Below are 25,145 nucleotides of genomic sequence, written 5' to 3' on the forward strand. Positions count from 1 at the left end.
CACCTATGCGTTCATATTCTCTGCTAGCTTCAGCAAAAATCAATCTGTATCTGGAAATCATAGGCGATCGCCCCGACGGATATCACGAACTGGCGATGGTACTTCAAAGCATAGATTTAGCCGATCGAATTGACTTGCGCGCGATCGGTACGGACACGATTCGCGTGCGCTGCGATCACCCGCAAGTCCCTCCTGATAAGAATAACCTGGCCTACCGGGCGGCGGATTTGTTGGCGAAGCAATTCCCCGATGCTTTGGCGAAATACGGCGGAGTCGAGATTGCTATTCACAAGCAGATTCCAGTGGCGGCGGGGCTCGCCGGCGGTTCGGCCAATGCGGCTGCGGTTTTAGTCGGGATGGATCTGCTGTGGCAATTGGGACTTACTCAGTCGGAGTTGCAAGAGTTGGGGGGAACGTTGGGTTCGGATGTGCCTTTTTGCATTGCTGGAGGTACGGCTTTGGCAACCGGTCGCGGGGATCAACTGTCGCCGCTGCCTGATTTGGGCGGCTTTTTTGTGGTGTTGGCCAAGTACCGCAATCTCAGTATTTCTACTGCATGGGCGTATCAAACTTATCGCCAGCAGTTCAGTAGTTCCTATTGTGCAGCGGAGGATTTGGAGTGCCGCCGGCAACGGCTGCATTCGGGCCCGATGGTGGGGGCGATCGCCCAAAAAGATCGATCGAAAATTGGTCAATTGCTGCACAACGATTTAGAAAAAGTTGCTTTGCCTGTGTACCCGCAGGTGTTGCAGTTGCGGGAGGCTTTTGAGTCGGCGGGGGCTTTGGGAACGATGATGTCGGGTTCCGGGCCGACGGTGTTTGCGCTGGCGGAGTCTTCAGAGCAGGCTCAGCAGGTTTTGGAACGGGTTAAAAGTGCGATCGCTTCTCCCGATTTGGATTTTTGGGTAGCACAGTTTAGCAATACTGGGATTCAGATTTTTTCGGAGGGAAACGAGACGAAACCGCCGATTTCGAGGGTGTAACTCGAAGAGGGTGCGATCGCCATCGCCCGTTAAACGTGTCTAACAGGCGAGGGTCAAGATGAATCTAACTTTTCGCAGAGTCTATTGAGATCGAAGAACTGATAATATGTCATGCAATACCGATTTTAGTTTTGGTGAATTAACCAGAAATCTAAAATCTAAAATCTAAAATCTAAAATCGCCATGACTGATTTAACTAATCCAAATTCTACTTCTAAACCTCTGAGCTCGGCTGGAGATGCAACCTCTGCATCTTCCACGCCGCCGACGATTTTGCGGTGCGTGATGGGTTCGCTGATCGCGGGCGGGTTTGCGGCGGCTTTGTACGCGCTAACTTTGTCGATCGTCGAAACTTTTGCCAATTCGCCCATTCATTCTGACAATGTGACTGCGATTAATATTGGCGCGGCTGTGCGAACTTTAGTCATGGGGATTGTGGCTTTGGGTGCGGGTGTTTTTGCTTTTGCATCTTTGGGTTTGATGCTGCTGGCTTTGCAACTTGTGATTCAAAAGTTGGTGAAAAAACCCACAGGTTGAAGTCTACAGGTTGAAACCATCGGGCTGCAAAAACTCTCCTTCGCGCAGGCGGACTGCATAGTAAAATCGAAGCAATGGAATTATTTACGATCGGACACTCCAATCTGAGTATTGAAGCGTTTGTTTTGCTGCTGCAACAACACGGAATTACGGCGGTTGCGGACGTGCGATCGCATCCTTTTAGCCGCTATTTACCTCATTTTAATAAATCCGAAATTACAGCTTATCTGTCAAGTGTCGGCATTCAATATGTTTTTTTAGGCAAAGAGTTGGGCGCGAGACCCGAAGATTTAAGCTGTTACGATACTAGCGGTAAAGCTTTATACGATCGCATAGCAGCAACTCCTCTATTTTCCGCAGGAATGCAGCGCTTGCTCAAAGGCGCAGCCAATTATAAAATCTGTTTAATGTGTGCGGAAAAAGACCCGATTACTTGTCACCGCACTATTTTAGTGTGCCACCAACTGAAAGAATTTAATTTACAAATTAATCACATTCTGTCAGATGGCAATTTAGAATCACACCAGCATTTAGAAGCAAGACTTTTGAGCAAATTTAACAAAAGCCCCAAAACTGATAAACCAATTCAATTAAGCTTGTTTGAATTAGAACCTGATGTTAAAACTGAAAGGGTTGATTTAGAAACAGCTTATTATCGTCACGGATGGGAAATTGCTTATGTCAGCAAATAAAGCAATTAATTAATTAATTTATCAAATATGTCGCTGTTGGCTAATTTTGCTAAGCCAAAATATTTAGATTCCTGCCCGGAAAACCTAATTTTGTATGGGCTAAATGCGCCCCTTACTGCTATGAGTAGCGCGTCAAACTATTTTTCGCATAAGTCCTGAACAACTCTTGACATCGCATACATTTATAAATTAGGGTACTCACCTCTGTACCCACCCTAATTTTTAGAAATTTTGTTCTAGTTTTAACCTTGTTCATGCTATAATTCTGCGGGACTGTAGCAGAAAGGGGTGCTTTTTGATGAAAGCAGAATTTTATTTTGACTGTCACAAATATATTTGCAGTTTAGTTCAAGTAGATTTTGTCAAAGAATTAAAAATAAAAAATCATCAAGGTTTTGTTTTGGCTGTTAAGCAAGGAGAAAAGATAGGACTTTTGGGAAAAAGTCGCCATAATGCTAAACAAGTTGATGTATCTAAGCCACATTTTTATAATGTAATTAAAGCGGCTATGAACGCTTTGGAATTAGAAACTAAAAATGAGGTGATATTAGAGAGAAATCGAACTCTTGCTGATGCCGAAGAAATGATTCAGCAGCAAAACCGAGAAATTCGCGTTCTCAACGAACAGATTAGAATGCTTGGAACTAAGGTTGAGCAATTGTCAAGGGAAAAGCAGCAGTTATCAATGCAGCTAGTAGACAAGGAAATCAGAGAAACTGAAATTAGTCAAGAACTTAATGATTTTCCTGCTTTCGAGGAAGATTTAGTGGCAGCGGAAATTGAGAATGGGATTGGAGAAGCTGCAATTAGTCAAGAAATCGGACAATGGCCGATTCAAAATCCTGGGTTAGCCGTGCAGTTAATCGCAAATCAACAGAATTCCGAGGAGGCTGAGGAAGAGGAAGAAATCAGCGGGGGCGAGGTTGAAATTGGTGATTTAGAAATTATAGAAGAAGTAGAAGAAAATGTAAAAAAAGTAGAAGTCCAAGGAGGAGAAAGTGAAATTAAGCGACTGCCTAAAAGACCTTCCAACAGAAAAATGAGAAAGAAATCTTAATGCTTTAGTTAGAAAAGCGCTTTTAATCAATAAGAGCGCCCTTACATACTTTTTGCAACACAAAAACCTATTCCCTGAATAATTGAGCGAAGCGCTTTAACACCTTCAGGACAGTGTACAACCCATCCTCGCTCCGCAGCGTGAAAGAATAGGACTCAGCATACTTAGGTGTTCCTTGATTTGTCACTTTCAGGAAAATAAAATCAATCCCATTTGTGACAAATCCCAAAGCAGGCTTTTCAGGATGAGGATTTCCCAGCATATATGCTAAAGCTTGCGGAATTCCTGCTTCTAGCGAGTATTGTGCCTTCTTTGCCTCAATTACCAATACCCAAAAATCTGGGGTAAATACCAGTAAATCAAGCCGTCCTCTGACAATTGTTCCCTCATCTTCAGATTCAATTATCACCTCTTTTTCAGCACTCAAGTAAAAAGGAGCGCGATAAAAACCTGCTAGTCTTAATAGGGGAGCAAGCACAACCAATTTAACAACTGGCTCAAGTATGGGATACTTGGACAAGTGCATATAATCGGCTGTTACTTCATCTAGTGCTTGCTTTTCCGAGTCTGTTAGTTCCGGTAAATCATCTTGCCATTCCCGGAAAAATTGATCGTCGTCTATCCGCTGTAAACCAAACTTTGCTTCTAGGTCATAGAGGATTATATTTTGGGCTTGAATTGTTTCCACCATAATTTTATGTCCTTGCTTTTTATTTAATTATATCAATTTGCACGTTCATCTTGCGATTTTTCTCTTTTGGTTTTGCGAGCCAACAATGTAAAATACTATTATCCTAGCATTTGCCCCCAAATTTTTCTCAGCCATTAAGTATTCCGGTATCCAGAATCTATATACCGACATGAGGATAGCTACAGGCAGAAAAATATCAACATCCTCTCCCATTTCTTCGGTGGGTAACAAGCAAAATAATTTATCAAATTCCTGTACATCAGCTTTGATCTTATCAAAGTGATCGAAAAGTTGGTCCAGCTAAATGCAGTGAATTCCTCCTTCATATTCATAAAAATATTATTCTTCAGGCACCAATTGTGACGGTTTGAGTTCTGCCATCAGATAATCTAGCTTGTGAAACTCTGCTTCCAAAATTATCGCGGCCATATCTTCCCCGTCTTGCTGTAAGAGAATTCGATCGCCCTTGAACATCACTCGTTTAATTGTGGCGATCGCCTTTTCGCAAAATTCGTCAGCAGTTAAGCGAAAAAATCCCTCGCAAATCGCCGGTTTTCCCGCCGCAGCCTCACCCACAACAGAATTTTGACAAGAATCCAAGGCGATCGGTAAAATTACAGGTACGATGGCTACGCCTCGGCTTGCGCCTACGAACTATTGTCAGCAGCATTAAATCCTTCAGTAATTAGTCGTTTGGCAAGAGTCACATAATTGTTGACAATATTGCACAATAGATAAAATTGTAAATATATAGCACCGGCGTTTTTTTGACCGCTTATGAATAGCAAATTCCTCGATCGCCTCCACCACCCCTCGCGCCCCGTCATCGTCTTCGACGGCGCAATGGGAACCAACCTGCAAGTCCAAAACCTCACCGCAGAAGACTTTGGCGGCAAAGAATACGAAGGTTGCAACGAATATCTCGTCCACACCAAACCCGAAGCCGTCGCCAACGTGCACCGGGGATTCCTCGAAGCAGGGGCCGATGTCATCGAAACAGACACCTTCGGCGCCGCTTCCATCGTACTCGCCGAATACGATTTAGCAGACAAAGCATATTATCTCAACAAAACTGCCGCCGAACTTGCCAAGGGTATCGCCGCCGAATTTGACACGCCAGAAAAACCGAGATTTGTCGCAGGATCGATCGGGCCAGGCACCAAATTGCCCACATTAGGACACATCGATTTCGACACTCTCACCGCCGCTTTTGCCGAACAAGCAGAAGGACTTTATGACGGCGGCGTTGACTTATTTATTGTCGAAACTTGTCAAGATGTGCTGCAAATTAAATCAGCATTAAATGCCATTGAAGAAGTATTTAAGAAAAAAGGTGCGCGAATTCCGTTAATGGTATCAGTCACAATGGAAGCCACCGGCACAATGTTAGTCGGTTCCGACATCAGCGCCGCCCTAGCTATTTTGCAGCCCTATCCCATAGATATCTTAGGATTAAATTGTGCCACCGGGCCCGATCGCATGGCCGAACACGTCAAATACCTTTCCGAACATTCGCCCTTCGTCGTTTCCTGCGTTCCCAACGCCGGTTTACCCGAAAACATCGGCGGCCACGCGCACTACAAACTCACGCCAATAGAATTAAAAATGGCCTTAATGCGCTTTGTCGAAGACTTAGGCGTGCAAGTCATCGGTGGTTGCTGCGGCACCCGCTACGATCACATCCGCGAACTATCAGAAATTGGCAAAACTCTTAAACCCAAAATCCGCGAAATTACTTGGGAACCTTCCGCCGCTTCAATTTACACCGCCCAACCCTACGAACAAGAGAATTCCTTCTTAATTGTCGGCGAAAGACTCAACGCCAGCGGTTCCAAAAAATGCCGCGATTTACTAAACGCCGAAGACTGGGACGGTTTAGTAGCAATGGCTAGGGAACAAGTGCGAGAAGGCGCGCACATTCTTGATGTCAACGTTGATTATGTCGGCCGCGACGGCGTGCGAGACATGAAAGAATTAGTTTCCCGCGTGGTGACTAATGCCACTCTCCCTTTAATGCTGGATTCCACCGAATGGGAAAAAATGGAAGCCGGCTTAAAAGTTGCGGGCGGCAAATGTTTGCTGAATTCCACTAACTATGAAGACGGAGAACCGCGTTTTTATCAAGTTTTGGAGTTGGCAAAAAAATACGGCGCGGGCATAGTTATTGGTACAATTGACGAAGACGGGATGGCGAGAACTGCTGACCAAAAATTTGCGATCGCCCAGCGCGCCTATAACGCCGCCGTAGCCTACGGAATTCCCGCCCAGGAAATCTTTTTTGACACCCTAGCATTGCCCATTTCCACCGGGATTGAAGAAGACAGAAAAAACGGCAAAGCTACCATTGAATCCATCCGCCGCATTCGCCAAGAATTGCCCGGTTGTCACGTAATTTTAGGAGTTTCTAACATTTCCTTCGGCTTGAATCCGGCGGCGCGGCAAGTTTTGAATTCCATGTTTTTGCACGAAGCAATGCAGGCGGGGATGGACTCGGCAATTGTCAGCGCCAATAAGATTTTGCCCCTGGCCAAAATCGACCCCAAACACCAAGAAATCTGCCGTAAACTGATTTACGACGAACGGGAGTTTGACGGCGAAATTTGCGTTTACGACCCCTTGGGCGACCTGACAACGGTGTTTGCGGGCAAAACCACAAAGCGCGATCGTACAGAAGACGCAAGCCTCCCGGTCGAAGAACGCCTCAAGCAGCACATCATCGACGGCGAACGCATTGGACTCGACATCCAACTCGCCAAAGCCTTAGAAACCTATCCGCCCCTCCACATTATCAATACCTTCTTGCTAGACGGGATGAAAGTAGTCGGAGAATTGTTCGGTTCGGGACAAATGCAACTGCCATTTGTTTTGCAGTCAGCAGAAACAATGAAAGCGGCAGTTGCCTATTTAGAACCGCACATGGAAAAGTCCGAATCGGGGGACAACGCCAAAGGAACATTCATCATTGCTACAGTCAAAGGCGACGTTCACGATATCGGCAAAAACTTAGTTGATATTATTTTATCAAACAACGGCTACCGAGTGATTAACTTGGGTATTAAACAGCCTGTTGACAATATCATCGAAGCCTACGAAAAGCACAAAGCCGACTGTATCGCGATGAGTGGCTTGCTGGTAAAATCCACCGCGTTCATGAAAGAGAATCTGGAAGTGTTCAACCAGAAAGGAATCACTGTTCCGGTAATTTTGGGCGGTGCGGCTTTGACTCCTAAGTTTGTACATGAAGACTGCCAAAATACTTACAAAGGTAAAGTTGTTTACGGCAAAGATGCGTTTTCCGACTTGCACTTTATGGACAAACTCATGCCAGCCAAATCTGCTGGTAAATGGGAAGACTTGCAAGGGTTTTTAGATGAAATAGGGCATGAGAATGGGGCGGTTAAAGAAGCTAAAGCGCCGCCAGAAACTTCTGTAGAAGATGCGAAGAAAGCAGACACTCCTGTGGTGATAGATACCAGGCGATCCGAGGCAGTTTCAGCAGATATCGATCGCCCGATTCCTCCTTTCTGGGGTACGAAACTGTTGCAGGGAGAAGACATCCCCTTTGAGGAGATTTTCTGGCACTTAGATTTGCAAGCTTTAGTTGCCGGTCAGTGGCAGTTCCGCAAGCCAAAAGACCAATCGCGGGAAGAATACGATGCTTTCTTAGCTGAGAAAGTTTATCCCATATTGGAAGAGTGGAAACACAAAATCATCAGTGAAAAATTACTGCATCCGCAAGCAATTTACGGGTATTTTCCTTGTCAAGCTGAAGGCAATTCTTTGCATTTGTACCACCCAGAAATCATGGATGGCGGGCAAGATGTATCGACACCCGCTGCAACATTGACATTTCCCCGGCAAAAATCGGCGCGACGGCTGTGCATTGCCGACTTCTTCGCGCCCAAAGAATCGGGTAAAATCGATGTATTTCCGATGCAAGTAGCGACAGTGGGAGAAATTGCTACAGAGTACGCGCAAAAGCTATTTGCTAATAATCAATATACCGACTATCTCTACTTTCACGGATTAGCGGTACAGACAGCGGAAGCAATCGCAGAGTGGACTCACGCGCGAATTCGCCGGGAATTGGGATTTGGTAGCGAGGAACCGGACAACATTCGCGATATGCTAGCGCAAAGATATCGCGGTTCGCGGTACAGTTTCGGCTATCCCGCTTGTCCGAACATGGCGGATCAGTACAAGCAACTGGAATTGTTAAAGTGCGATCGTATCAACCTGTATATGGATGAAAGCGAACAACTTTATCCCGAACAATCAACAACCGCAATTATCACCTATCACCCAGCAGCCAAATACTTCAGCGCTTAATTTATAGGGTGCGCCTCACACTTTTTTCTCTCGTTTTTCTCGTTCTTGTACTCGTTATACTCGTTGCCAGGCTCTGCCGATTCGTGATAACTTAACGTCAAACCCAATCACAGACTGCTGTTTGAGTATTAAGCTCAGATCCCCCCTAGCCCCCCTTAAGAAGGGGGGGACAAGAGTCTTCTCAAAGTCCCCCTTCTTAAGGGGGATTTAGGGGGATCTAGACTTAGCTAAAGGCGAGATTTCACGAATTAAACCAACAAAAAAGCACCTTAACAAAAGTGCTTTCCTGAATATGAACTTTCCGTGTCTAACGAAACTTTTATGAGTAATTGCGGGGAGTGCGGGCGCCGGCAGATGCTCCTACCATCGCAGCAACTAAACCCAATAGCGAGCCGAACAAAAACGACCAACCAGCTTTCGCGGCATTACCAGCGATATTGCGAGTATCCTGAGCAGTTACGTTAGGCGCTTGGTTCGGCAAATTCACCCCGCCCTGCTGCGCTTGATTAATTGCTTCTCCCGCATTGGCAGCTATGACGCCAAAAGTACCGGCCACGCCATTTGCTAACAGCCAAGAGCCAATTGTTAAGGTCGTTGCCCACAAAATTGCTCCATTTAAAAGCGCTGTGTTGCGGTTCATCGGGCCGCAAGCGCGAGCAGTTACCCAACCGCCAACGGCTAAGCTAATTAACAAACTGATAATTGACCAAATTCCGACGCCGGTACCCACGTCCCCTGAAATAGTGCGCGGAGCTCCTGAACCAGCTATGCTGCTCAACCCGATCGCAGCACCCAATGCACTTAACACCAGTTGTGTGCCGATCGCAATTACCAAACCAGAAAAAATCGGGCCCCAACGTACTCGATCGTGGTATTCCATCACTGAATTTACGACCACGGGTTCAGTACCAACGTTATCTACAGGTCTATTTACGTATGACATAGGTTTTTTTTTCCTCTTAGAGTTGCTTTAATTTTTAACAATCTTTCACTTAAGCATTGATTGTGGCTGAGATTGATAGAAACTATATCTGCCTGGGGAAATAACCAGTATCTATGTCTGAAGAAAGAAACGAAAAAGTCATCCGCCCCCAGCCACCCGCTATTAGCTAATGACTGATGACTGATGACTGATGAGTGATAACTATTTTATCCCGTTGGAAAAGTTCCCGGATGTATACAGGAAATGCGGACGTATACAGAAAATACAGCTTAACGCAATCTTACAGCCGTTCCAACGGCAGTAATCAGCAGCAAAGCCCCGTTTGAGTCTACATTAATCGTGCCGGTGTCAACTTCCACCCCGATTACGGCATTGGCGCCCAGTCGCTGGGCCCGTTTTTCCAGTTCCGCGAGGGCATCTCGCTGTCCTTTGAGAAAAACTTCCTCGTAACTGCCGGTGCGCCCGCCGATAATGTCGCGAATGCCCGCGAAGAAATCTCGCAGGGCGTTAGTGCCGTAGACCACCTCAGCAGTTACTATTCCCAGGTAAGATTGAATTTCTGCTCCTTGGATGATATCAGTTGTTGTTACAATCATCAGTTGGCCTCAATCGCGAAAATTTTGAGTGGGTCTTGTTCTGTAGATTTACTACATCTCGCCACTCAAAAATTCCTGGTAAATCATAAGTTGTCAGCTTGCCAAGCTGACAGCAACTCGCTCTTCCATTCCACATACTCTTTGAAACACATGGCCGTGCACAAACAAAGTCTCTTGGTATTCAGTACGTTGCTAGTAGCAGGATTCGCTGTCGCAGCGCCGCAGATAGCGCTCTCAGCAGAAACATCGGTTCAAGTCAACCCTCAAAATAATTCAAATTTAGATGCTCTGCTGCGACAAGGGCGCGAGTTTGTAGATTTAGGAGACTACAGTAGGGCGATCGCCATTTATCAGGAAGCGGCGCGTTTAGATACAGAAAATCCGCGCATTTTTTCTGGTATTGGCTATTTAGAAGCGCGTCAAGGCAACTATCAAGCCTCAGTGGAATTTTACCAACAAGCGATCGGTCTGGAACCGAATAATGCTGACTTCCAATACGCATTAGGATATGCTATGGCGAATTTACAAAACTATCCTGCAGCAGCCGCAGCTTACCGCCGCGCCGCTGTGCTCGATCGCAAAAATGTCAATGCCCGGATCGGTCTCGGAGTGGTACTTTTTCAGCAAAAAGATTACAGCGGTTCTTTTAAAGCATACCAAGAGGCGATCGCCCTCGATCCGAAAAGTTGGCAAGCTTATTCTTCAATGGGTTTAGTATTGATCCAGCAGGGAAGTTTTCCCAGTGCTGTCACCGTACTCCAACAAGCAGCCGAACTCGCTCCCAAACAAGCCGGTGTCCAGTTAAAATTAGGCACTGCCTTGCTGCGTGCCGGCTATACTTCCGAAGGGCTAGCAGCTTTTGAAGAAGCTGCCAAATTGGAGCCCCGCAATCCCGAAGTGCAGCTAGAAATTGGCGAACTTCTCCAGGCTCAAAACGACTTCGACGGAGCGCTTATAGCTTATCAGCGGGCTATTGCGGTGCGACCAAATTTAGTGGAAGCACACGCAGGAATCGGGGAAATTCAACTGGAAAAACAAGATTTTTTAGGAGCGATTGCCACTTTTAAGCGAGTGATAAGGCTCGCTCCAAACCGCGCAGAAGCTTATTACAATATGGGTACGGCACTCAAAGCGCGCGATCGCAAATCCGAAGCAATTGAAGCTTTTCAACAAGCCCTCGACACTTACCGCCAGCAAGGCAACAATGAGGGTGTACAAAAATCTGAGGCAGCATTGCGGGAACTGAAGTAATATTTCTCAATGTACTAATTGGTAATTGGCAATTACCAATTGGTAATTTGCTAGCAGTTTTGAGTGTTGAGTAAGTAATTTTTTTAAGGCTTCACTCCTTCCAATCGCAGTGTTGCGAGGAAGGAAGCGATCTCAAAACTGTTTCTATTCCCTATTCCTTCTTCCTTCTTCCCTATTCCTTCTTCCCTATTCCTTCTGCCTTCTGCCTTCTTCCCTATTCCTTCTGCCTTCTGCCTTCTGCCTTCTGCCTTCTTCCCTATTCCTTCTGCCTTCTGCCTTCTGCCTTCTGCCTTCTGCCTTTGTTTAATTTTTTAATGTTTCGCAGATAAACGTGGCTAAATGCAGTATAATTTTGGCACGAGTTGAGAAAAAAGCTCGCTCTGTAAATTCAAAATAAAATAAGGGCGATCGCACAGCAGCATTTGGTAAAAGCTCCATCTTTTGTAAGATGCTAAAACAGCTTCCTTAAAATAAATCTATTTCTCTTGATAGAGACTGCCAACTTGTTAACATTTGTAAAATAAGCAAAATATCCTATCCCCAGAGTTTCATCTATGCAAACGTATGACGTGATTATCATCGGCGCCGGTCACAACGGACTGGTATGTGCGTCTTATCTCCTCAAAGCTGGATATACCGTCCTTTTGTTAGAAAAACGTTCGGTTCCCGGCGGCGCGGCAACTACCGAAGCTGCCATTCCCGAATTACCCGATTTTAAATTCAATTTGTGCGCGATCGACCACGAGTTTATCCATTTAGGGCCAGTTGTAGAAGAATTAGAACTGGAAAAATACGGTTTAGAATATCTTTTCTGCGATCCAGTGGCCTTTTGTCCGCATCCCGATGGCAAATATTTCTTAGCGCACAAATCCGTAGAAAAAACTTGTGCTGAAATTGCCCGCTACAACGAGCGCGATGCTAAAAAATATGCCGAATATACAGACTTTTGGCAGCGGGCTTTAGGTGCAATGGTTCCGATGTTTAATGCGCCACCAAAATCCATCATAGATATTGCCGGAAACTACGATATTGCCAAACTCAAAGATTTATTTTCAGTCATCGGTTCTCCCGACAAAACGCTGGACTTTATTCGCACGATGCTCAACAGCGCTGAGGACATTCTCAACGAGTGGTTTGACGAGGAATTTATCAAAGCACCTCTAGCAAGATTGGCTTCAGAACTCGGCGCGCCTCCTTCGCAAAAAACCCTTGCTGTAGGCGCAATTATGCTGGCAATGCGGCACAATCCCGGCATGGCCAGACCGCGCGGAGGGACGGGTGCATTAGTGCAAGCGCTGCTCAATTTAGTGAAAAGTTACTCGGGTGTGGTACTTACTGACCAGCACGTCGAGAAAATATTAGTTGATGACGGTCGCGCTGTGGGAGTTCGAGTTGCAGGTGGCACAGAATACCGCGCTACAAAAGGTGTGATTTCTAATATTGATGCAAAGCGCTTGTTTCTACATTTAATGGATGACAGCGATGTCGATGCTGCTGACCCGAATTTGCGGGAAAGATTGGAGCGCAAAATTGTTAATAATAACGAGACTATTCTCAAAATAGACTTAGCTCTTAATGAAGTACCCAAGTTCGATCGCTGGAACCATCGAGACGAGTATTTAATGGGTTCTGTGTTGATTGCCGACTCGGTGAAACACGTTGAAATTGCTCACAGCGAGCCTTCAATCGGCAGAATTCCCGACTCCGATCCGTCGATGTATGTGGTGTTTCCGACGGTACGAGACCCGTCAATGGCTCCCCCAGGACACCATACAGCTTGGATTGAATTTTTTGCTCCTTACCAGATCGAAAATGCTGAAGGAACCGGCCAGCACGGTACGGGTTGGACGGATGAGTTGAAAAACAAAGTTGCCGATCGCTGTATTGATAAATTAGCAGAATATGCACCGAATATCAAGAATTCAATTATCGGCCGCCGCGTGGAAAGTCCGGCGGAATTGGGAGAGCGTTTGGGGGCTTTGAAGGGGAATTATTATCACGTTGATATGACGCTGGATCAGATGATATTTTTCCGTCCTTTGCCGGAGTTGGCGAATTACAAAACGCCGATCGACGGTTTGTTTCTCACGGGGGCGGGAACGCATCCGGGCGGCTCGATTTCGGGGATGCCGGGACGCAATACCGCTCGCGTTTTCATGCACTCGCAGCAGCCTTTCGCCCAAACTTTGGCAGATGCGGCTAATTCTCTGAAAGCGACGGCTAAGTCGGTCTTTCGGAGTAATGAGAAGTAAGATTTTTAGCAACCGCAGATTAACGCAGATGAATCACATCTGCGTTTGTTTGTGTTAATTTATTCATTGTGCCAGTATTTCTTCTGCTTGATGCCGCATTAGGGGAAAACGAAGGGCGATCGCACTCAATATTTTATCTAAATCAGGGACATCTTTGGCAATATTTGGCGTTGGCTCCCGTTCCGTCAAATCTGTTAAAATAGTCAAAATGTGCTGAGCAAAATCTTCATCAGCCTTATCCAACAAATCCACTAGCTTCGCGATATCTTCTTTCGCACCCAACCAATATCTTGCTCCCAGCAATTCAGCTTTTACTGATAAAGGAAGTTCCGAGTTTAGATAGTTTTCAAGTTTTGGCAATAGCTGCGGCGTACCTAAAAGCCCAATCGAGTTAGCAGCATAGCATCGAACTGCTTCATCTTCATTAGTATCAAGCAGTGAAAGCTCGAGAGTTTCTATAGCTGATGCTTCTTCTAAATACCCGAGAGTTTCTGCTGCTGATGCGCGAACTAGCGCTGAAGGGTCATTTCTGAGAATATATTCTATCGGTACAACCGCAGGAGTATAATCAATATCTCCAAGGGCCTCCACGGCTTCAGACCTAACCAGTTCTTCTTCATCGTCCAGCAAAGTGATTAACGCAGGCCCAACCGTTTCTACTTCCTCACTTCCCAGATAACCCAAGGCCGCTGCTGCATCAGCTCGAACCGATGAATTGGGTGACTTTATTAATTGTACTATCTTCGGTACAGCTTCATAAGCTTCTGCATCAACAAGCTTAAGAAGTGCTTTTGTTTGCAGGGAGTAGTTATCCGAATCGCAATCATCTAGCAGTGTTTTAGTTATGATATTATTCATCATTTTTATTCCTTCCTGTCCATTTAGTTTCTGGCGGTTTTAGTGAACTAAAATCTTTGCTTCTTCTTTTTCTTTTGTTTACCGCTGTGACGGCTGTGTCGGGTTTTAGAAGCTTTCTGAGTCCTTCTAATTTTCCTCCTCTCTTTTTGATTCTGCTCTTCTATAGCTTGATATTCGAGAATTTTCAGTGCTGTAGCCATATCTGGAGCTAAACCTCCTTGGATCAGTTGGTTAGCTTTTTCTACGATGCCTGTATCCCCAATGTTGCCTTCTGATGTCATAACCTATCTTTATTTTTTTAATCATAAATAAATATATTACTTTTGCAATGCTGGTGAACTGACTGTAGGGCATGGTTGTTTGGGAGAATTGCTCGCTCCGGGATCGCCTGCGGATTGCCGGATCTCGCCCTCTATCCCTAATATTACCGCAAATTCATACTTTATGCGGATGAAAAGGCTTCGCCAAAGTTGAGAGACTGAAAGATGGTGTTACCCTTTTTTTAGCGATGGCAAACCGAGTTTTGATTGTCGGCGGCCGAGGACGAATTGGCAGCAGTGTTGCCCAAGACCTTGTTACCCATACCGACGCAGAAATTACCGTTACCGGACGCAACTCTGAAGCCTCTATTGGGCCGGGATTGCCGCCGGATCGGGTGCAGTACCAAACTTTTGATTTAGCGGACAGTGCAGCCCTGCAAAAAGCTGTTTCACAGTCTAATCTTGTCGTTCACTGTGCGGGGCCTTTTCACTACCGAGACGCCGGCGTGCTGAAAACTTGCATCGAAGCAGGTGTTAATTATACTGATGTCAGTGACAGCCGCAGTTTTACTCGCAGGGCTTTAGAATTGCGCGAAACAGCTAAAAATGCTGGGATTACTGCTATTATTAACACGGGCATTTTTCCCGGTGTGTCTAACAGCATGGTGCGTCGAGATGTGGAACAATTAGATGAAGCCGAACACATCCATTTGAGTTATGTTGTCGGAGGTTCGGGTGGCGCTGGCGTTACCGTCATGAGAACCACTTTTTTAGGTTTGCAAACTCCTTTTGAGGTTTGGGCCGATCGCAAGTGGCAGCAAGTAAAACCCTACAGCGATCGCGAAACAATTGAATTTCCCGCGCCCTACGGCAACACAGGGGTTTACTGGTTCGATATGCCCGAAGCAATCACTTTGCCCGAAACTTTCCCCGTCAAATCAGTTGTGACTAAATTCGGTACGTCTCCCGACCTTTACAATCACCTTACTTGGTTTGTTGCCAAGTATTGGCCCGCTAGCTGGCTCAAAAATAACTCCGTGATTGAATTTCTCTCCTACGTCAGTTACGGGATGACCAGTGTTTCTAATAGTTTTAGTGGGGTTGGTGTGGCAGTGCGATCGCAAGTGACCGGTCTCAAAAACGGCAAACCTGCTAAAGTTTGCTCGACAGCGGTACACCCCAATGCTGCCGCCGCTACTGGCATCGGTACTGGCAGCATCGCTCAATTAATGTTAGAAGGAGAACTGGCAAAACCGGGCGTTTGGTCGGTAGAGCAAGCTCTTTCTACTGAGCTATTTGAACGAGCCATGCAGAACAGAAACCTAGACATAGAGCAGGTTGTTTTGTAGTTACTTAGGTTATTTATAGCACTTTAAAATGTTGGGGAATGGGATTTTTGCCCGAACTGCGAAGACGCGAAAGACGCGCCGAAAGAGAAGAGTCAGGGGCTTCGTAATAGATGGGAAAACCCCTAGATAGGGTTCCTCGCAGGAATTGCGATCGCACCTCATAGGAGATGAGTTCCGCTTGTCTAACTAATCTATCTTTTGGTAGAAGTAATAGTAACAAGCAGGCGCTTAAGATGTGGGATATCGCGGGAAACATCCCTTTTGGCTCGCTCTAGATGCGGTAGCTGCGACAAAGATTGCGCTTGAACCAAGGTTGTCAATGTGCGATCGCAGTTAAGGAGCGACAAACACCATAATTTTTGCGGAAAAATACGAGGAGAAGTTGATATGAAGCGGGTTTTAAAAGCTCTCGGAAAAACATTAAGCCAAAGCATTTTGCTGGTCTGTACTCTGGCTTTCATTGGTCTGCTAGGTCTAGCGGTAGTACCCAGTCAGGCTGCTTATGCAGGTCAAGACAGGAGTCAGGCCCCGCAAGAAGCTAGAATTACTGACCCCGCAGAAAGTTTCGAGGATCTCAATCCCCAAGCAGCTTACGAAGATATAGTCAAAACTGCTCAAAATCCTGCAAAGGTCGAGAAAGTTTACGACGAAAGCTTAAAAGAGTACAAGGAAGAACACCCGCAAGAAAGCATAGTTCAAAAAGCTGAAGGTCTGATCGAAAAGGTCACGGGCAAGGACTAAATCTACAAATTTATATCTAACCCAAATTTCTGGTCAATACTGAGCTTCCCTGAATACACCATTGACCATAGCTCAGGACTCACTTGAACCTAACGCGGTAAGGTGTGCATTACGCACCTTACCGCGTTAGAGTTAGGGTATAAAACCACTTTTTGCGTTCAAAACCGTTTTGTCCTTCCCCTTGTTTTTAAGGTAGCAGTTTCATCCTTAAGGCAGATGAATAGATATGAATTTAAAAGGTAGATTTAATAATAGTTACAGTTAGATAAAAGGAAAAAATATCATGAGCGATGAGAAAAAAACGGTACATGAACCTGATGCTAACATCGACCCGCTGTCCGGCGAAACAGGGGCTCATCCAGTGGCAACCGGTATCGGTGCTGCGAGTGCCGGTGCTGCGGGTGCTGCAATAGGCGGCGCGATCGGCGGGCCTGTGGGAGCAGTTGTGGGAGCGGTTGTGGGCGCGTTTAGCGGCGGTTTGGCCGGCAAAGGTGTGGGCGAGGCGATCGACCCCACGGTAGAAGATGCTTACTGGCAAAGCAACTACAGTTCCCGTCCTTATGTGGACACGAGCGCGACTTACGACGACTATCAGCCTGCATACCGCACCGGTTATGAGGGATACAGCCGCTACGGCAATACTGGTAAGAGCTTCAACGAGATCGAAAACGATTTGCAGCGCGACTACGAAACAAATCGCGGTAAGTCTAATGTGACTTGGGAAAAAGCGAAGCACGCCACGCGCGACGCTTGGGATCGGGTGGAACGCGCTGTTCCTGGTGACATTGACAAAGACGGCCGCTAAGGGCTTACGCCAAGTATTTTTCAGTCTTGGAGACACACAAACTCAAGCGTTCCGGTTATTTTTAGCCGGGTATCGGAATGGAGGGAAGTGTTTGATAAAAAAAACCCGGCTGCTGCGTTTTGGACTGTTGTTGATAGGTGGCACCGTTTTTAACGCGAGTTTAGCGAAGTTTTTGGGGATTTTCAGCCCCTCTCTACATCGGAGAGGGTATTTTTATGCTCCCTTGAAATCGCATTTTTCAGCACGATTTTTCTTTCACAGGACTGTTCGCTGTGAGAACTCCCTAGAGACGTAGAGGCTTTGCTGTGCGGGACATCGCACTCCTAATAAACGCTTTTTACAAAATCGGGATGCTTCCGTTTGAGATTAACATTTTTTTTTGACTATTAGCCTTAAAATTAAACTTATTCAGGACTGAGGCATCGATCGCATATTTGTGTCATTGTTCGCGATGCGCTTTCTTCAATCGCAGCCGGATCGTAAAGCGTCGGTGGCTTCAAGTCCGATAATTGTTAATCTAAATCCTCTCATTCAAAATTGGTATTACTTGTGGATGAAATGTTGGAAAGAGCTTGGACACTCAAGCAAAATTTAATTGACTTTGTGCTGGATGCTGAGGGAGAGTTGGCGGTAGCTTTGGAAGCTTATGCAGCAGCTCGATCGACCGGCGAGCGCTACGATATTTCTCAGCAAAATCAAGTGATTGACAGTTTTACCATCGAAGGTAAAGTCGGAGAGAAAACGCCGATCGACCTATTTGTCGAAAGTCAGCCGGATTTAACCGAGAGCGATCGTAGCTTGCTCGAAAGTTGGGAACACAGAAGCTTCACTGGCTTATTTGAAATCACTCAACTTTCCCCCGACAGGTTTGAACTGATGAACTGGCTGACGGCTAAGCACTACGTTGTCAAGCCCAACAGTCCTAATTTTCTTGCAGAAATGTCTCGCTTTAAGTTAGGAGAAATCTTGCTGGCTCGGATTTCTCCCCTTACCGATGACTGGTGGATACTTTCAAGTTCTCCCATTATGAAGGGGAAATTGGGTAAGCCGAAGTTGGCGGTGGCGATCGGCAATTTCAAGCAAAATCACAAAAAGAACCTGTACAGCGATGCGCCGGAATTGTTAGAGCAAGCTTGGCATTCGGTAGAACAGTACCACGTAGATTTTACCGAATTTTTTGGCAGTGAGGAAGTTACGCTATCGGGATATCACCTGAATAAACAGTTGACTGAATTTCAGGAATTTATCACTAAAAAACGCCTAGCGGATATCGGCATTGATGAACATAAATCTCTGGCGGATATCGTTGAAGATGCCGGAGTCGATGCAGAAGAAATTAAAGCAGCAGCTATAGCAGCAGCCGGTGCAGATCCGTCTTCAGTGGAGGTAGGGCTCGATAGCGATCCTCACTCAAAAATGGTAATGCCGAAAGTTGAATTGCCCGATCGCTTCAAGAAAGCCGAACAGGTGACAGCACTTTCTCATCCTCGCTGGGGACAAACCTTTTTGTCTACTTACGCTCAATTTACTGCACTGCTAGCAGCAGAAGACTTTTCAACCGTTCCCGGTTACGAAAAGCTGGTGCGTAACTATCTAGAAGATCCTGCAATTAATGCCTGGATTTGGCAGCGGTTAGCTAAAGTTAATCCAGCGAAATTAGACCAAATTTTGCAAACTGTATTGGAACGTACAGACTTTCAGCTCGATCGCGATTTAGATGCCTTGCTGCAAGAGTTTAAAAAACCCTTAGAACCCGAACTCCCCGAAATTGCAAGCGTTCCCCTGCACCTGCACAACTTATTTCAGGAAGCTTTAGGCGAAGTGAACAAGTCAAAATCCAAGCCACAGGAGAAAAAGAAAAGCTCTAAGGGCTTTAAATCCTGATTTTAGGCACAGGCCGAAAAGCCTGTTCCTAATTTGCCTACTGGCATCACAATCTCTGCACTTCACAGTAAAATTACTTACTCTATCCCATCTAAAATTTCAACTCTAAAATCGATTGACCGAAGTTGAAAAACCCGGAATATTAGTGCGAGCGGGACGCTCGCGATCCGCGCCGCGAGCGGGGACGATCGCACTGCAACTCGAAAAATTATGATTCCGATGAAGCGCGGAAACGATATCAGTCCTGTTTAATTCACACTTTAAAAATCACAACTATTTTCAGTAATATAACTGAACTCAATATTTTTTTTGCTCGCTCAAACTTGGTGGAATTATCCATCTGTGTCAGCGCCGAGGGATTGGCATCGAAATTAAAACTCTACCGCTCAAATTCAAGATTTATTTCTTTTGACACTTGACTCAGATAAGGTGTTATGATTGGAAATATAAAAAAATATTCTTCATAAGTTTGAGCGCTGACTACAATGATGCAAAATGTATTGAAACACGTGCGGGAATTGCAGGGACATATCGAGCAACTACCTGTAGATAAACAGGCGATTTTAACCAGCAATGTCGAGCAGTTGTCCGCATCTTTACAAGAATTGGCTGCGGAGTTTCAGTCGCTTTTGTTGTCTAAACAAGCCCAAGCCAAGTTACAAAGAATTAACAGCAATTTAGACATTAAAGTTTCCCAGCAAGCTGCTAGCATCAGACATTTAGAGCAGCAGTTAGAGCAAAGCCAGATGATGTACAGAAAGGTGACTCAGGCACTGACAAAAGGGGAAGCCCGACTGCAAAGTCTCCTGCGAAATTCTTCCGATTTGATGACAATTCTCGAAGCAGACGGACGCATCCGAGACCAAAATTCGATCGCAGCAGAGCGGATGTTAGGCTACAATCTCGAACAAAGAATTGGCGAATTCCCAGACGATTTGATCCACCCAGACGATCTACCTGTTTGGCAAGCATATTTTGCCAAATTACTCAAACAGCCAGGGATTGCACCGCCTGTAGAATATCGGAAACGCCACGCTAACGGTTCTTGGGTGTATTTAGAAGTCATTGGTAATAATTTACTCCACGATTCCAGCATCAACGGCATAGTCATCAATTCCCGCGATATCACAGAGCGCAAGTTCTCAGCAGCAGCTTTGGAAAAATCGCAAAAGCAAATCGTTAATATCTTAGAAAAGATTACAGATGGTTTTTTCACCCTAAACAGCAATTGGCAGTTTACCTACCTCAACGCGAAAGCAGAGCAGTGCTGGCAAAGAGGGCGTCAAGAACTTATAGGTAAAAATATTTGGGATGAGTTTCCTGATACAGCCGACACGATTTTTTTCAAGCAGTGTTACAGAGCGGTATCTGAGAAGGTTAATGTTAAATTTGAAGCATATTACGCGCAGCTAAGTATTTGGTTTGAAGTCGAGGCTTATCCCTCGGAAGAAGGTGTGTCGGTGTTTTTTCAAAATATAACCGATCGCAAAAATGCAGAAAACGCACTGCGAGCATCAGAATCGCGCTACCGTATTCTCTCGCAAATTACTTCAGATTTTGCCTATTCTTTTAAAGTATTGCCTAACAATACCTGGGTGTGCGAATGGATGACTGAAGCTTTTACTAAAATTACGGGTTATACTCCCAAAGAAATCGCAACTTCCGGCGGTTTACAATTCGACTGCATTCATCCCGACGACCTAGAAATGCTGCTGGAACAAATGCAGCTTCGTTCATCTAGCCGCAAGGAAGTAAGCGAGTATCGAATTGTCACCAAATCCGGTGAAATCCGGTGGCTGTGGGATTGTCGGCAAGTTGTGTGGGATGAAGTCGAGAACCGCGCAGTCGGCATTTATGGTGCTTGTCAGGACATAACAGAACACAAGCTGGTAGAGGCTAAATTGTGCGAAACTAATCAAGTTTTACAAGGCTTAATTAAAGCTTTGCCGCTGGCAGTTGTCGGGGTTGATAGTAATGCTTTGGTGACGGTGTGGAATTCTGCCGCGGAGCGAGTTTTTGGCTGGAAGGAGTCTGAGGTTGTGGGGGAGCTTTTGCCGATCGTCCCTAGCGATGAAAACGTAGATTTTTATGCGATGTTTCAGTCAGAATTGGCAGGGGAAGCGCAAGTTGCTAGGGAATGTCGGCGGCGGCGGAAAGACGGTTCATCAATTGATGTCTGTATTTGGACTGCACCGATGCGAGATGCTGAGGGCTTGACTTCTGGCAGTATCCAGATAGTTTCTCAGATTTCAGAAGCAAACGGAAGGGAGGAAAATATGGGCTGGTTGCAATCCCGCAGAGATCGAGTAGAACCATTTTGGGCGCGTTATGTCAAGCTTCCTGCGGGAATTAAAAATTTACAAACAACCTGAAACCCAAGTCTTGTGGGGTGGGCACTCTTAGCCCGCCCCAAAAATACAATTTAGATGCGGGAAACCTTAGCTTCACGTTTTTAATCTTCGACTTGCCGAACAGCCATGCGTTGCAGTGGCAGACTGAGTATGCTGGAAACTGTCAACAAGTAAGAAAGAACAGTGCTCAACTTCAGACTCAGCAACAGCCAGCTATCCTCCGGCAGATGAAGTTTTAGCCCTAAAGCAGACATGGAGTAGACTATTGAGTAAACAAAACTCATCTTAATGAGGATTTCTTCGCTTAAAGTGCGATCGTCCGTTGGCTGCGATTTGCGATCACCCAGCAGGACTAGACCCGCAATAGAAGCCACAAAAGAAACCATAACGAGATAGTCATGCCAGTTAAGCTCAACCATTTCTAAACTCCGCTTTTATCCGAATTTTTGGAATCAAACATCAGTCTAAAGGATAAGTTTTCCCGCTCAAAGCAATAGTTACAAATTGAAACAGCCGGAGTTACAAATCGCAATGAAAATTCACCGCAACCGCCCGCAACAGGCGCGTTTAGTCAGCCGCCAAGGACAATTTCCCTTAAATATTGTCAAGTTGGGAGTACCTCGCCTGCATTTTGCCGACCTCTACCACAGGCTGCTAACTCTTTCTTGGCCACAATTTTTCATGCTGATTTGTCTCTCCTATACAGTCACGAATTCTTTATTTGCCTTAGCTTACTTGGCGGGAGGAGATTGCATTGCTAACGCGCGGCCGGGTTCTTTCCCAGATGCCTTTTATTTCAGCGTGCAAACAATGGCGACGATCGGCTACGGCTCTATGTATCCACGCACGGATTACGCTAATACTATAGTCGCGATCCAAGCGCTTTTTGGTTTGTGGGGAGTGGCGATGGTGACGGGACTGGCTTTTTCGAGATTTTCCAGACCAACCGCTAGAGTTATCTTCAGCCGCGTAGCTGTGATCGCTCCTTTCAACGGCGTTCCGACTCTGATGTACCGCACGGCAAATCAGCGTTTTAACCAAATTTTAGAAGCGCAGCAGCGAGCTACTTTGATCCGCGACGAGGTAACACCGGAAGGAGAATTTATGCGGCGTTTTTACGATTTGCAATTGATGCGAAGTCACTCTCCGGTTTTTGCATTAACTTGGACGGTTATGCACGCAATTGATGAGAGCAGTCCTTTGTACCAACTTACTGCCCAAGACTTGATGGATCAGCAAGCGGAAATTGTAATTACGTTAACAGGAATTGACGAAACTGTTTCGCAAACTATTCATGCACGACATTCTTTTGTGGCGTCTGAAATTATGTGGAATATGCGGTTTGTAGATATTCTTTTGAAATCGGCGACGAGAGGGCGGGTGGTTGATTATACTCGGTTTCATGATGTGCAGCCTGTTGAATGAAAGTTGTGAGTATAATAGTGCTAGAATACCTCTAGGACGACAAAACTTGATATTTATGACTTCAGTTACTACGAAGATGACACTCAAAGAATTGCAACCGCAACTCTTGGCTTTAACTCCCGAAGAAAAGGCTCAAGCTATACAATTCCTCGCCCAAAGTTTAAGCAACTTTTGGCCGGGAATTCAAAAGACTCCGGGTGTCATGGGCGGAGAAGCCTGTATCCGAAAAACTCGGATTCCTGTTTGGCTGTTGGTAAGTTATCGCCGTCAAAGTGCCACAGATGCTCATATTTTAGAAGGTCATCCCGATCTGAGTGCCGTAGATTTGGTGAATGCTTTTAGTTATGCTGAGGCATATCCTGATGAGATTGAAAGAGCAATTCGAGAACAGGAAGAGGCATAAACTGTGGCGCGTCTTTATGCAGATGAACAATACCCGTTTCCTGTTGTAAAATTACTGCGAAATTTGGGCCATGATGTCCTGACTGTTCAAGAAGCGGGGAAGGCTAACCAAAAGATTCCGGATGAAGAAGTTCTCGATTTTGCTATTAGCAATAATCGTGCAGTATTGACATTAAATAGACCGGATTTTATTCGACTGCATAGGTTTAACTCTGACCATACGGGCATAATTGTCTGCACAAACGACCAAAACTGGGAACGGCTGGCTGTACGCATTAATGAAGCTATTTCTAATCTAGAAACACTGAGAAGTCTACTGATTCGAGTTAATCGGCCGTCGGAGTGAGTATAACAGCCCCAGAATGAATCAATTCATATAGCAGCTATCGCACAAAGTATTAAAATAAACAAAATACTCCTCGTACTATGCGAATAATTCATACTGCTGACTGGCATTTAGGGCGGCGTTTTCGAGGGATCGATCGCACTTTTGAAATTTCCCTCGCCCTCGAACAGATTTTGAAGCAAGCAAAAGCCTTAGATGTCGATGCTGTGCTTGTTGCCGGCGACATTTTCGACGTGCCCAACCCACCCGCTTACGCTGAACGGATTGCTTATAACTTTTTCTGCGAACTCCAAGCTGCAGGAATTCCCGCAATTGCGATCGCCGGTAATCACGATTCGGCATCCCGCATCGACAGCATCGCGCAATTGCTTTCCCTCGCCGGTGTTCGCGCTTTAGGCAAACCCAGGCTTTCCGCCGACGGCGGCACGATTACTCTTAATACAAAAAGCGGTAAACTTTGTGTGGGAGCGATGCCTTTTGCTTCCGAACAAAGACTGTTAGATGCTAATTCTCTCTGGGAGTCTGGCGATGCCGATCGCCGAAAAGACTACCGCGAAATCGTAGCATATTTACTCGAAGATTTAACCAGAGAGTTTAGAGACAATACTGTCAATTTTCTCATGGGACACATGAGCATTGACGGCGCTCGATTGGCAAAATCCGAAGTCGCTTATTACACGCGAGAAAAATATCTACTGTCAGCGCAAACTCTGCCGCCGGAAGCTCAGTATGTTGCACTCGGACACATCCACATTCACCAGCGAATTTCTGAGACTTCTCCCGCTTATTATTCCGGTTCTTTGATTCAGTTAGATTTTGGAGAAGCGGAACAGGAAAAAGGATTTTGCTTGATAGAAGTTGAGCCGGGAAGTCAGGCAAAGGTAGAATTTAAGCCTGTGGCTTGCCACAAGCCGTTAAAAGTGCTTAAATGTCATAACGACAATCTCGATGAAACTTTACAAGCTCATCAGTACCATCCGGGTTTCTTGAAAGTAATTGTCGAACTTGACAGTCCGCAAATCGGACTTGCCGATCGAGTCCGCCAAATCTGTTCTCAAGCGCTGTTAATTGAACCGCGCTATCCAGATGCAGCGCTAGAAGCAACCGAAATAACTAATATCGATCCCAACAATTTCGATCCGGCAGCAGAGTTTTGCAACTATTATCAAAACCGATTGGGAACGACACCGAAACCGGCAGTATTGGAGGAATTTAAAAATTTGTACAAGAAGTTTAAGGAAACAGTTAACAATTAAATGCGTAAAAAGATACAATCCAAAATCCAAAATTAACTGGTTCCCAGGCTCCGTCTGGGAACCAATATCCAGAGGCTCTGCCTCGCGCTTAAATAGGAAAATTGGAGGCAGAGCCTCCGGATCTGCTTTACCAGGCT

The 25,145-nt window shown here is 45.6% G+C and carries 24 protein-coding genes; 16 read left to right on the forward strand and 8 right to left on the reverse strand.

The window, feature by feature from the left end; translation table 11 throughout:
• The first annotated feature begins 5 nt into the window (after window positions 1-5).
• The 4 genes from ispE to QUA43_RS07795 all read left to right on the forward strand — a co-directional run bounded on the left by ispE (window position 6) and on the right by QUA43_RS07795 (window position 3,269).
• Window positions 6-983: a 4-(cytidine 5'-diphospho)-2-C-methyl-D-erythritol kinase gene (ispE, locus tag QUA43_RS07780; protein WP_333372487.1), complete on the forward strand. Its 978-nt coding sequence runs from the start codon at window positions 6-8 to the stop codon at window positions 981-983.
• Between the two features lie 183 nt (window positions 984-1,166).
• Entirely contained in the window at window positions 1,167-1,520 is a 354-nt protein-coding gene (locus QUA43_RS07785) for a DUF3082 domain-containing protein (RefSeq protein WP_333372490.1), read from the forward strand.
• A gap of 74 nt (window positions 1,521-1,594) precedes the next feature.
• The gene (locus QUA43_RS07790; protein ID WP_333372491.1) at window positions 1,595-2,212 is read left to right on the forward strand and encodes a DUF488 domain-containing protein; all 618 of its coding nucleotides are present in this window, start codon (window positions 1,595-1,597) and stop codon (window positions 2,210-2,212) included.
• A gap of 298 nt (window positions 2,213-2,510) precedes the next feature.
• Window positions 2,511-3,269, forward strand: a complete 759-nt coding sequence (locus tag QUA43_RS07795) for a hypothetical protein (RefSeq protein ID WP_333372493.1) — start codon at window positions 2,511-2,513, stop codon at window positions 3,267-3,269.
• 67 nt (window positions 3,270-3,336) lie between these two features.
• Here the strand turns inward: QUA43_RS07795 and QUA43_RS07800 are convergent, their stop codons facing one another.
• Together QUA43_RS07800 and QUA43_RS07805 are read right to left on the reverse strand one after the other, a co-directional pair.
• Window positions 3,337-3,960, reverse strand: a complete 624-nt coding sequence (locus tag QUA43_RS07800) for a type I restriction endonuclease (protein WP_333372495.1) — start codon at window positions 3,958-3,960, stop codon at window positions 3,337-3,339.
• Between the two features lie 339 nt (window positions 3,961-4,299).
• Window positions 4,300-4,560, reverse strand: a complete 261-nt coding sequence (locus QUA43_RS07805) for a hypothetical protein (protein WP_333372497.1) — start codon at window positions 4,558-4,560, stop codon at window positions 4,300-4,302.
• A gap of 177 nt (window positions 4,561-4,737) precedes the next feature.
• Between QUA43_RS07805 and metH the strand changes: the two genes are divergently transcribed.
• The gene (metH, locus tag QUA43_RS07810; RefSeq protein ID WP_333372499.1) at window positions 4,738-8,289 is read left to right on the forward strand and encodes a methionine synthase; all 3,552 of its coding nucleotides are present in this window, start codon (window positions 4,738-4,740) and stop codon (window positions 8,287-8,289) included.
• Between the two features lie 319 nt (window positions 8,290-8,608).
• On the opposite strand, the gene QUA43_RS07815 is transcribed toward metH, so the two are convergent.
• A complete protein-coding gene (locus QUA43_RS07815; protein WP_333372501.1) occupies window positions 8,609-9,232 on the reverse strand; it encodes a hypothetical protein in 624 nt (207 codons plus the stop codon).
• Window positions 9,233-9,501: 269 nt separating this feature from the next.
• On the reverse strand, window positions 9,502-9,828 hold the full coding sequence (locus tag QUA43_RS07820; RefSeq protein ID WP_006634531.1) for a YbjQ family protein: 327 nt from the start codon (window positions 9,826-9,828) through the stop codon (window positions 9,502-9,504).
• Window positions 9,829-9,978: 150 nt separating this feature from the next.
• On the opposite strand from QUA43_RS07820, the gene QUA43_RS07825 reads away from it, so the two are divergent.
• Together QUA43_RS07825 and crtO are read left to right on the forward strand one after the other, a co-directional pair.
• A complete protein-coding gene (locus tag QUA43_RS07825) occupies window positions 9,979-11,079 on the forward strand; it encodes a tetratricopeptide repeat protein (RefSeq protein ID WP_333372503.1) in 1,101 nt (366 codons plus the stop codon).
• Window positions 11,080-11,633: 554 nt separating this feature from the next.
• Window positions 11,634-13,331: a beta-carotene ketolase CrtO gene (crtO, locus tag QUA43_RS07830; RefSeq protein ID WP_333372505.1), complete on the forward strand. Its 1,698-nt coding sequence runs from the start codon at window positions 11,634-11,636 to the stop codon at window positions 13,329-13,331.
• 63 nt (window positions 13,332-13,394) lie between these two features.
• Here crtO and QUA43_RS07835 read toward each other — a convergent pair whose 3' ends face one another.
• Both QUA43_RS07835 and QUA43_RS07840 read right to left on the reverse strand, forming a co-directional pair.
• Window positions 13,395-14,192 carry a HEAT repeat domain-containing protein gene (locus QUA43_RS07835; RefSeq protein ID WP_333372507.1) on the reverse strand — a complete coding sequence of 266 codons (798 nt, stop codon included), beginning with the start codon at window positions 14,190-14,192 and terminating at the stop codon, window positions 13,395-13,397.
• A 44-nt stretch (window positions 14,193-14,236) separates the two neighbouring features.
• Window positions 14,237-14,470 (reverse strand): polymorphic toxin type 34 domain-containing protein, encoded by a 234-nt coding sequence (locus QUA43_RS07840; protein ID WP_333154868.1) that lies wholly within the window; start codon window positions 14,468-14,470, stop codon window positions 14,237-14,239.
• A gap of 227 nt (window positions 14,471-14,697) precedes the next feature.
• Here QUA43_RS07840 and QUA43_RS07845 point away from each other — a divergent pair, with 227 nt between their 5' ends.
• Complete coding sequence (locus QUA43_RS07845) at window positions 14,698-15,798, forward strand: saccharopine dehydrogenase NADP-binding domain-containing protein (RefSeq protein ID WP_333372509.1); 1,101 nt, start codon at window positions 14,698-14,700, stop codon at window positions 15,796-15,798.
• A gap of 13 nt (window positions 15,799-15,811) precedes the next feature.
• Here the strand turns inward: QUA43_RS07845 and QUA43_RS07850 are convergent, their stop codons facing one another.
• Window positions 15,812-16,054 carry a hypothetical protein gene (locus QUA43_RS07850; protein WP_333372511.1) on the reverse strand — a complete coding sequence of 81 codons (243 nt, stop codon included), beginning with the start codon at window positions 16,052-16,054 and terminating at the stop codon, window positions 15,812-15,814.
• 131 nt (window positions 16,055-16,185) lie between these two features.
• Between QUA43_RS07850 and QUA43_RS07855 the strand changes: the two genes are divergently transcribed.
• The 4 genes from QUA43_RS07855 (at window position 16,186) to QUA43_RS07870 (ending at window position 21,600) form a co-directional block, all read left to right on the forward strand.
• On the forward strand, window positions 16,186-16,539 hold the full coding sequence (locus tag QUA43_RS07855; RefSeq protein WP_333372513.1) for a hypothetical protein: 354 nt from the start codon (window positions 16,186-16,188) through the stop codon (window positions 16,537-16,539).
• Between the two features lie 283 nt (window positions 16,540-16,822).
• Window positions 16,823-17,344 (forward strand): hypothetical protein, encoded by a 522-nt coding sequence (locus tag QUA43_RS07860; protein ID WP_333372515.1) that lies wholly within the window; start codon window positions 16,823-16,825, stop codon window positions 17,342-17,344.
• A gap of 549 nt (window positions 17,345-17,893) precedes the next feature.
• A complete protein-coding gene (locus tag QUA43_RS07865) occupies window positions 17,894-19,228 on the forward strand; it encodes a hypothetical protein (protein WP_333372590.1) in 1,335 nt (444 codons plus the stop codon).
• A 485-nt stretch (window positions 19,229-19,713) separates the two neighbouring features.
• On the forward strand, window positions 19,714-21,600 hold the full coding sequence (locus QUA43_RS07870) for a PAS domain S-box protein (protein ID WP_333372517.1): 1,887 nt from the start codon (window positions 19,714-19,716) through the stop codon (window positions 21,598-21,600).
• An 80-nt stretch (window positions 21,601-21,680) separates the two neighbouring features.
• Here QUA43_RS07870 and QUA43_RS07875 read toward each other — a convergent pair whose 3' ends face one another.
• Entirely contained in the window at window positions 21,681-21,998 is a 318-nt protein-coding gene (locus QUA43_RS07875; RefSeq protein ID WP_333372519.1) for a hypothetical protein, read from the reverse strand.
• Window positions 21,999-22,110: 112 nt separating this feature from the next.
• On the opposite strand from QUA43_RS07875, the gene QUA43_RS07880 reads away from it, so the two are divergent.
• From QUA43_RS07880 to QUA43_RS07895, 4 genes are all read left to right on the forward strand, one after another.
• Window positions 22,111-23,004: an ion channel gene (locus tag QUA43_RS07880; RefSeq protein ID WP_333372521.1), complete on the forward strand. Its 894-nt coding sequence runs from the start codon at window positions 22,111-22,113 to the stop codon at window positions 23,002-23,004.
• Between the two features lie 76 nt (window positions 23,005-23,080).
• Window positions 23,081-23,407, forward strand: coding sequence for a DUF433 domain-containing protein (locus tag QUA43_RS07885; protein WP_333083023.1), 327 nt, complete (start codon window positions 23,081-23,083; stop codon window positions 23,405-23,407).
• A 3-nt stretch (window positions 23,408-23,410) separates the two neighbouring features.
• Window positions 23,411-23,752 (forward strand): DUF5615 family PIN-like protein, encoded by a 342-nt coding sequence (locus QUA43_RS07890; protein ID WP_333059996.1) that lies wholly within the window; start codon window positions 23,411-23,413, stop codon window positions 23,750-23,752.
• A gap of 80 nt (window positions 23,753-23,832) precedes the next feature.
• Window positions 23,833-25,008 (forward strand): exonuclease SbcCD subunit D, encoded by a 1,176-nt coding sequence (locus QUA43_RS07895; protein WP_333372523.1) that lies wholly within the window; start codon window positions 23,833-23,835, stop codon window positions 25,006-25,008.
• Window positions 25,009-25,145: the final 137 nt, after the last annotated feature.

The sequence above is a fragment of the Microcoleus sp. N9_B4 genome, assembly GCF_036701635.1.
GTDB lineage: Bacteria > Cyanobacteriota > Cyanobacteriia > Cyanobacteriales > Microcoleaceae > Microcoleus.

Bases quoted from the DNA above. Each gene is read 5' to 3' on its own strand.
- ispE (WP_333372487.1), top strand. From the start codon at position 6: ATGCGTTCATATTCTCTGCTAGCTTCAGCAAAAATCAATCTGTATCTG.
- QUA43_RS07785 (WP_333372490.1), top strand. From the start codon at position 1,167: ATGACTGATTTAACTAATCCAAATTCTACTTCTAAACCTCTGAGCTCG.
- QUA43_RS07790 (WP_333372491.1), top strand. From the start codon at position 1,595: ATGGAATTATTTACGATCGGACACTCCAATCTGAGTATTGAAGCGTTT.
- QUA43_RS07795 (WP_333372493.1), top strand. From the start codon at position 2,511: ATGAAAGCAGAATTTTATTTTGACTGTCACAAATATATTTGCAGTTTA.
- QUA43_RS07800 (WP_333372495.1), bottom strand. From the start codon at position 3,960: ATGGTGGAAACAATTCAAGCCCAAAATATAATCCTCTATGACCTAGAA.
- metH (WP_333372499.1), top strand. From the start codon at position 4,738: ATGAATAGCAAATTCCTCGATCGCCTCCACCACCCCTCGCGCCCCGTC.
- QUA43_RS07815 (WP_333372501.1), bottom strand. From the start codon at position 9,232: ATGTCATACGTAAATAGACCTGTAGATAACGTTGGTACTGAACCCGTG.
- QUA43_RS07820 (WP_006634531.1), bottom strand. From the start codon at position 9,828: ATGATTGTAACAACAACTGATATCATCCAAGGAGCAGAAATTCAATCT.
- QUA43_RS07825 (WP_333372503.1), top strand. From the start codon at position 9,979: ATGGCCGTGCACAAACAAAGTCTCTTGGTATTCAGTACGTTGCTAGTA.
- crtO (WP_333372505.1), top strand. From the start codon at position 11,634: ATGCAAACGTATGACGTGATTATCATCGGCGCCGGTCACAACGGACTG.
- QUA43_RS07835 (WP_333372507.1), bottom strand. From the start codon at position 14,192: ATGATGAATAATATCATAACTAAAACACTGCTAGATGATTGCGATTCG.
- QUA43_RS07840 (WP_333154868.1), bottom strand. From the start codon at position 14,470: ATGACATCAGAAGGCAACATTGGGGATACAGGCATCGTAGAAAAAGCT.
- QUA43_RS07845 (WP_333372509.1), top strand. From the start codon at position 14,698: ATGGCAAACCGAGTTTTGATTGTCGGCGGCCGAGGACGAATTGGCAGC.
- QUA43_RS07850 (WP_333372511.1), bottom strand. From the start codon at position 16,054: ATGTTTCCCGCGATATCCCACATCTTAAGCGCCTGCTTGTTACTATTA.
- QUA43_RS07855 (WP_333372513.1), top strand. From the start codon at position 16,186: ATGAAGCGGGTTTTAAAAGCTCTCGGAAAAACATTAAGCCAAAGCATT.
- QUA43_RS07860 (WP_333372515.1), top strand. From the start codon at position 16,823: ATGAGCGATGAGAAAAAAACGGTACATGAACCTGATGCTAACATCGAC.
- QUA43_RS07870 (WP_333372517.1), top strand. From the start codon at position 19,714: ATGATGCAAAATGTATTGAAACACGTGCGGGAATTGCAGGGACATATC.
- QUA43_RS07875 (WP_333372519.1), bottom strand. From the start codon at position 21,998: ATGGTTGAGCTTAACTGGCATGACTATCTCGTTATGGTTTCTTTTGTG.
- QUA43_RS07880 (WP_333372521.1), top strand. From the start codon at position 22,111: ATGAAAATTCACCGCAACCGCCCGCAACAGGCGCGTTTAGTCAGCCGC.
- QUA43_RS07885 (WP_333083023.1), top strand. From the start codon at position 23,081: ATGACACTCAAAGAATTGCAACCGCAACTCTTGGCTTTAACTCCCGAA.
- QUA43_RS07895 (WP_333372523.1), top strand. From the start codon at position 23,833: ATGCGAATAATTCATACTGCTGACTGGCATTTAGGGCGGCGTTTTCGA.